Origin of the sequence: Flectobacillus sp. (genome assembly GCF_049240685.1) — a bacterium.
Lineage (GTDB): Bacteria > Bacteroidota > Bacteroidia > Cytophagales > Spirosomataceae > Flectobacillus.
Window position 1 is genome coordinate 1 of record NZ_JBMLSD010000114.1, and the last position, 6,128, is coordinate 6,128.

General features: G+C 38.5%; 5 protein-coding genes. 1 reads left to right on the top strand and 4 read right to left on the bottom strand.

The features are described from left to right. Positions 1-72 precede the first annotated feature (72 nt). Positions 73-975 (top strand): histone deacetylase, encoded by a 903-nt coding sequence (locus ACOVQ4_RS05155; protein ID WP_421819585.1) that lies wholly within the window; start codon positions 73-75, stop codon positions 973-975. Here ACOVQ4_RS05155 and ACOVQ4_RS05160 read toward each other — a convergent pair. The 4 genes from ACOVQ4_RS05160 to ACOVQ4_RS05175 form a co-directional block, all read right to left on the bottom strand. After that, positions 972-1,376, bottom strand: coding sequence for a hypothetical protein (locus tag ACOVQ4_RS05160; protein ID WP_421819586.1), 405 nt, complete (start codon positions 1,374-1,376; stop codon positions 972-974). The two genes, ACOVQ4_RS05155 and ACOVQ4_RS05160, sit on opposite strands and share 4 nt — an antisense overlap. A 152-nt stretch (positions 1,377-1,528) precedes the next feature. After that, complete coding sequence (locus ACOVQ4_RS05165; protein WP_421819587.1) at positions 1,529-2,749, bottom strand: alpha/beta hydrolase; 1,221 nt, start codon at positions 2,747-2,749, stop codon at positions 1,529-1,531. Positions 2,750-2,839: 90 nt separating this feature from the next. Further along, positions 2,840-3,604: an SDR family NAD(P)-dependent oxidoreductase gene (locus ACOVQ4_RS05170; RefSeq protein ID WP_421819588.1), complete on the bottom strand. Its 765-nt coding sequence runs from the start codon at positions 3,602-3,604 to the stop codon at positions 2,840-2,842. Between the two features lie 355 nt (positions 3,605-3,959). Further along, positions 3,960-5,936 (bottom strand): prolyl oligopeptidase family serine peptidase, encoded by a 1,977-nt coding sequence (locus ACOVQ4_RS05175; protein ID WP_421819589.1) that lies wholly within the window; start codon positions 5,934-5,936, stop codon positions 3,960-3,962. Positions 5,937-6,128 lie beyond the last annotated feature (192 nt).

The following is a 6,128-nucleotide window of genomic DNA, read 5'->3' on the forward strand; positions in this document are numbered from 1 at the left end:
TGAACTAGTAACTTCAATTTTGTCCAGTAATCAGACTATTAACTAATAACGTTTTCCTACTTAAAATTTGTAATGTTAAAAATTGCCCATTCTCCTATTTATCAACTTCCTTTGCCTGAAGGTCATCGCTTTCCGATGCTCAAATATGAGCTAATTCCTGAACAACTAAAATATGAAGGAACTTGTGTAGGAGAGAATTTTTTTGAGCCTCAACCAGTACAAGAAAAGTATATTCTGAAGGCTCACACACAAACTTATTGGGATTCATTAAAAAACTTGTCAATTGATGCCAAAATGGTAAGAAAAATAGGCCTTCCATTGTCAGAGCAACTCATTTTACGAGAAACGATTATTACCCAAGGTACGATTGACTGTACGAATTTTGCTTTTGAAAATGGAATAGCAATGAACGTAGCAGGTGGAACGCATCATGCATACTCGGATAAAGGAGAGGGATTTTGTTTGCTAAACGATGTGGCGATAGCGAGCCATTTTTTGATGTCAGAAAGAAATATCTCGAAGATTTTAGTGATAGATTTGGATGTGCATCAAGGTAATGGAACCGCTGAAATATTTGCAAAAGAGCCTAAGATTTTTACTTTTTCGATGCATGGAAAAGAAAACTATCCATTACACAAAGAAATCTCAGATTTGGATATAGAATTACCGACTTATACTACCGACGACACCTATTTGAATTTGCTTTATGACAGCTTGCCGAAATTGATTCAGCAAGTGCAACCGCAGTTTTTATTTTTTATCTCTGGGGTAGATATTTTGGCTACAGATAAGCTTGGAAAATTGTCGGTCAGTATGGAAGCTTGTAAACGGAGAGATGAGTTTGTATTTGAACAGGCACAAAAAGCAGGATTGCCTATAGTTGTATCGATGGGAGGAGGGTATTCTCCGAAAATTACAGATATTGTAGAAGCGCATTGTAATACATTTCGATTGGCCCAAAAAATGTATTGTTAGAAAATATCTATATCTTTTTTGGAAGTAGGTTTGTGTATTTTCTTTTTCTCAAAAACTACTATTTTCTTAGTTTTACACTCGATTTTTCCTGTTTGTACCTGTAAATTGTATTCAAAAAATTCGATAGCGCGCTGAACTTTTTTATGATTTAAAGTCAAAAAATACGGTTGACGACCATTTTTTTGTACCAAACGTACATCAAGTTTATAAATGGTGCCCTCTGGAAATTGTGAAATTACGCGATTGGTACAACCAATAGTTAGGTCAGGAGGAATCAGTTGGCCGTCTATGGTTTTGAGACGGTAACGATGTAATTTTCTATCAAAATATGCCTTGGCGAAAACATCCAAAAAGACCTTTTTTTCGAAGCCCGGCATTTCTGAAACCAATGAAAGCTGCATAATTCGTGAAATCTAAATTTTTGACTTAACAGGCAAAGGTAAGATTTATTTTACAATTATTTAACAAAAACAGCTTAGAAAGCTATTCTTGATGGTTTTTTGATAGTAATTTTTTGAGGAAGCAAAGTAAAACCTCCCGAAGGAGGTTCTGATTATTTCTTACTGGTAAAGAAGGTAAGTGTACCCAAGAGATAGTTTGGTAAGGTGCTAAAATGGTTAGTGCCTTGAACCGTAATAAGCGTTACATCCGTTGCGCCTTTGGCTTTCATGGCCGCGGCCGCTGTTTCCGAATTGAAATAAAACACATGTTGATCGTCTGTACCATGGTACAATTGCGTTGGTGTTTTAGGTTTCCAGTCAAAAATATCATTATCCTTCACTCCAGCAATAAACTGTGTATCTGTACCATTGTTTACCCCGTTGCGGAAGGTATCAGAATAGGCAAGATTGATACTCACAGGAATCGAGGCTTGCGGTCCTTTGCTTGCTACCTCTGCCGCATACGGAGCATTAAAATAATAAGAAGCAGGGCGATTTAATCCATAGATGGAGTTATAAGCCAGTGTTACCCAAATATATAATGAATTGTATTGGGCGTTACCATGCGTTTTTTGGTTGATGATATAATTCATGAAAGCAGTTTTGTTATAAGCACCCGCCCCACATGACGAAGCCACCAAATTAAACTCATTGGGATACTGCTCTTCCATTTTCTTTTGCAAAGCCATTGTGGCAAAACCACCTTCAGAATAGCCAGTAATCATTACTTTCTGACTCCAAGCGGCTTTTTCTTGGGTAATTAGCTCTTTTGTGGCTCTCAACATATCTAGGCTAGCTTGAGCTAGTGTTTCTCGGTGCTCGTATGGGTGATCCAAATTGGCACTAGCACCATAACCCACATAATCAGGACAAGCAATAATAAAACCATTTGATGCCACAATAGAGGACAACTGATAGGCTTCGCTTGCTGTACCGTACAATGAAGGTGCGTCGTTTTTGTCAGCTATAGTGCCATGTTGCTGACTAATCAAAGGTACACTTTCACTAGTTTTTGGAAAAATTACCAAGCCTGAAGCCTGAATCGCTTTGCCGTCTACTCCTTTGGTGTTATACACTACTTTGATAACCTTTATGGGGTTTTTGATGAGACCTTTCACTACACCGATTATCAAGGCATTGTCCGAACCGAGGGCCGAACCGTCTACTCTAGCACTTAGTTGTGCGGTAGTATACTCACCTACCACCGTGGAGCTAACCAAATATTGGTTAGTAGGAGTAGGGTCATTTTGCGAACTACCACATCCCCAAAGTATACCAATACTAATAAGTAGGAGTAAGAGGTAATTTCTTGATTGAATAAAATTCTGTTTCATACGTTCCTAGAGAGAATTACAGACTTGGTTAAAATTTTACTACTTAATACACTTTTAGAAAAACGAAAATTAAGGCAAAATATTGAAAAATTAATAGGGAGATACGCCAACGGCAGTCCAGCCGCCGTCAACAACCAAATTTTGTCCAGTTATATGTCTAGCTTGAGGCGAAAGTAGAAAAATCATTGCTTCTGCAATATCTTGCACTGTGGCTGGTTTTCCCATGGGCGTTATGCGTGACCATGTCGATAAATAGTCCTTATCTTCAAGCGTCCTTTCGGTTAGTGTAGCGCCAGGAGCCACCGTATTGATATTGATACCCAAAGGCGATAAATCGATAACAAGGTTTTTGGCTAATTGTTCAATGGCCGCCTTGGTCATTCCGTAGGCTGCCAAAAATGGATGAGCCTGATGACCAGTAACCGAAGAGGTAAGGACAATACTTCCGCCAGTTTGTTGGTTTTTCATCACTTTTGAAGCCTCTTGTACAAGAAAGAAACTCCCAAATAGATTGACGTCCAACAATTGCCTCAATGATTCGGGTTGATATTCAAAAAAATCGCCAAAAGTAGTAATTCCAGCGTTGGCTATCACCAAATCAATTTTACCAAAAGAGGCCACAGCTGTTTGTACTAGGTTTTTGATAAGGTCTAAGTCTGCACTATTTCCAACAACAATTTCGCATTGACCACCATTGGCAAGAATCTGAGCTTTTGCGGCTTGAGCAGAGGAATCATCAATATCATTTAGTACAATATTAGCTCCGCGAATTGCTAACAAGCGAGCAACTTCAAATCCAATACCAATACCAGCGCCAGTAATGATAGCCGTTTGTCCAAAGAATGTATTTGTCATAAGTTAGTAGGAAGAGGTTATGAGTTAATAGTATATCGGTTATTTGAAGATATTCATAATCAAAAGGTTATTTGCAAAATAAACTTTAAATTTTGAGCTTTCGGCTCTAGGCATTCGGTAAAAATATATCTATTGTTAATAAAAGCAATTTGACACTCTTTGCCTTTTGCCTAGTGCCTAAAAAACTAGATATTAATTTTGAGCTTTCGGCTTTCGGCCATGGGCATTCGGCAAAAATATATCTATTGTTAATAAAAGCAATTTGACACTCTTTGCCTTTTGCCTTGTGCCTGTTCCCTTTTGTATCTTGCCTTATCCCTAAAATAAAAACTTGAATCTAATTTTGCACTACTAGTTATTTCAGGTATTTATCAAACCACTTGATATATCTTTCAAAACGATCTACTTGGTAACTTGGTACAGAAATACCATGGAACTGACCTGGATATACAATTAATTCGGTCGGAATTCCAATGGTTCTTAAAGCTTGATACATTTGCTCACTACCTACTGCGGGCACATTGTGGTCACTTTCGCCTACCATGAATTGTGTAGGAGTTTTGATTTTATCAGCTTTTAGGAATGGATATGAAAGCTTTACATATTTGTCAAAATTCTTCCAAGGAGAGCCAATTTCGTGTTCGTACTGCAAAATATACTGATCTACACCATACATTGATGAAATCATAGCAACACCAGCACCACTAGCCGCCGCCTTGAATCTGGTATCGGTAGCAATGGTATAGTCGGTCAAAATACCACCATAACTCCATCCCCCAATTCCTAGTTTTTCTGGGTCAGCGATACCATTTTTTACGGTGTAATCCACAGCACCAAGAATATCTAATACTTCTTTGTTGCCCCAGTCGCCACTAATTACTTTACAATACTCCAAACCACGCCCGTTGCTACCACGATAGTTTACACCGACAACCGCATAACCCGCAGAAGCCAACATTTGCCTGCTCAAATCGAAACCAAATTCATCTTGCGCTACTGGACCACCGTGAATAAAGAAAATCGTAGGCAGTTTTTTCTTAGGGTCTACGTTGGCAGGGCGGTACAAAATACTTGAAACCGTGGCACCATCTTTACTTTTAGAGGTAAAACCCTCTACGGTTGCCAAACTGATTTGTTTAAAGAATGCTTCATGATGATTTGTTAAAGCTCTTCTTTGCCCATTTTCGATGGCATATATTTCCGCTGGAAGCTCTGGAGTTGTTACCAAGGAAAGCCAGTTTCCGTACGGATGTGATTCCAATGATGAGTAGATTCCTTTATCATCCGAAGTTTTCTTCATAGTCCCTGTCAAAGAAAAATTGGCTAAATAGCGATAACGGTCATCCACTACCAAAGCATAGATAGATTGGCCATCCTTAGCCCATCTTGGTGTGTTAACAGGTCTATCCAGATTTTTGCTTAATAAAGTCGGCTCACCACCATTGGCATTTATGGTACATAACACCGAATGGTCATACATAATATAGTCCTCAGAGGCAGAACTGCGTAGGTAAGCAATGGTTTTACTATCTGGACTCCATACGGGGGCATTATCGCTACCTGTCCAAGTGGTTAATTGCTTCGCCTCACTTTTGGATTTAGCTTCAATGACAAAAATATCCGTATTTTCATTGCGGTCAGGGTCTGGAGTTCTATTACTTACAAAAGCGATTTTAGTACCATCAGGCGACCAAGCAATCGAACTTACCTCATAGTTTCCTTTGGTTAGCGTATCAATCTTTTTGGTAACAACGTCCAATAGGTAAATATTTGAATAGGTTCTTTCACGATAGCCTTCTACGTCTTTTTTAAATAAAAAACGGTCAATCACGATAGGCTTAGGCGTTTTTGGTTTTGACGTATCGGCTTTGCTTTCTAGAACCACGGCAATTTTTTTTCCGTCTGGACTCCATGCGTATTCTTGTAAATCACCACCTTTGAGTGTAGTGAGTTGTTTGCCTTCACCTCCACGACGGTCGAGCAACCAGATTTGGCTACCGTTTGAACTATTTCTTGCAGATACAAACGAAATATATTTATTGTCGGGACTCCACTTTGCTTGCGATTCGCCATCAGGAGAGTTGGTGAGCTGAATAGATTCTTTTCCATCCCAGCTTACCATCCAAACATCTGAGCTTCTTTTGTTTTTAACTGAATCTACGGAGGTTAATGTATAAGATACCCAAGCGCCATCAGGTGAAATCTTGGCATCAGAAACCGTTTTGATTTGATACACATCTTTTGGTTTCAAATTGCGTTTTGTAGCATTTTGTGAGTAACCAATACTTGGAAGAATACCCAGTAGTAGTGCATAAAAGGAAAGTTTTTTCATAAAAAATGTTTAGTTGTTGAATTAGAAAAAATGAAAATAAGTGGTAATAAATAAAGGAGAGTGATGAGTTAAGTATTTGTGCTGAATTATGAGTTGTAATGTAAGGTTTTAGTTATCAATGCTTTATGTTATGGTTGGCCTTGCCAATTGCACAAAATAGTGTTCTTTTCAGTAAATACTCTTTTTATCAGC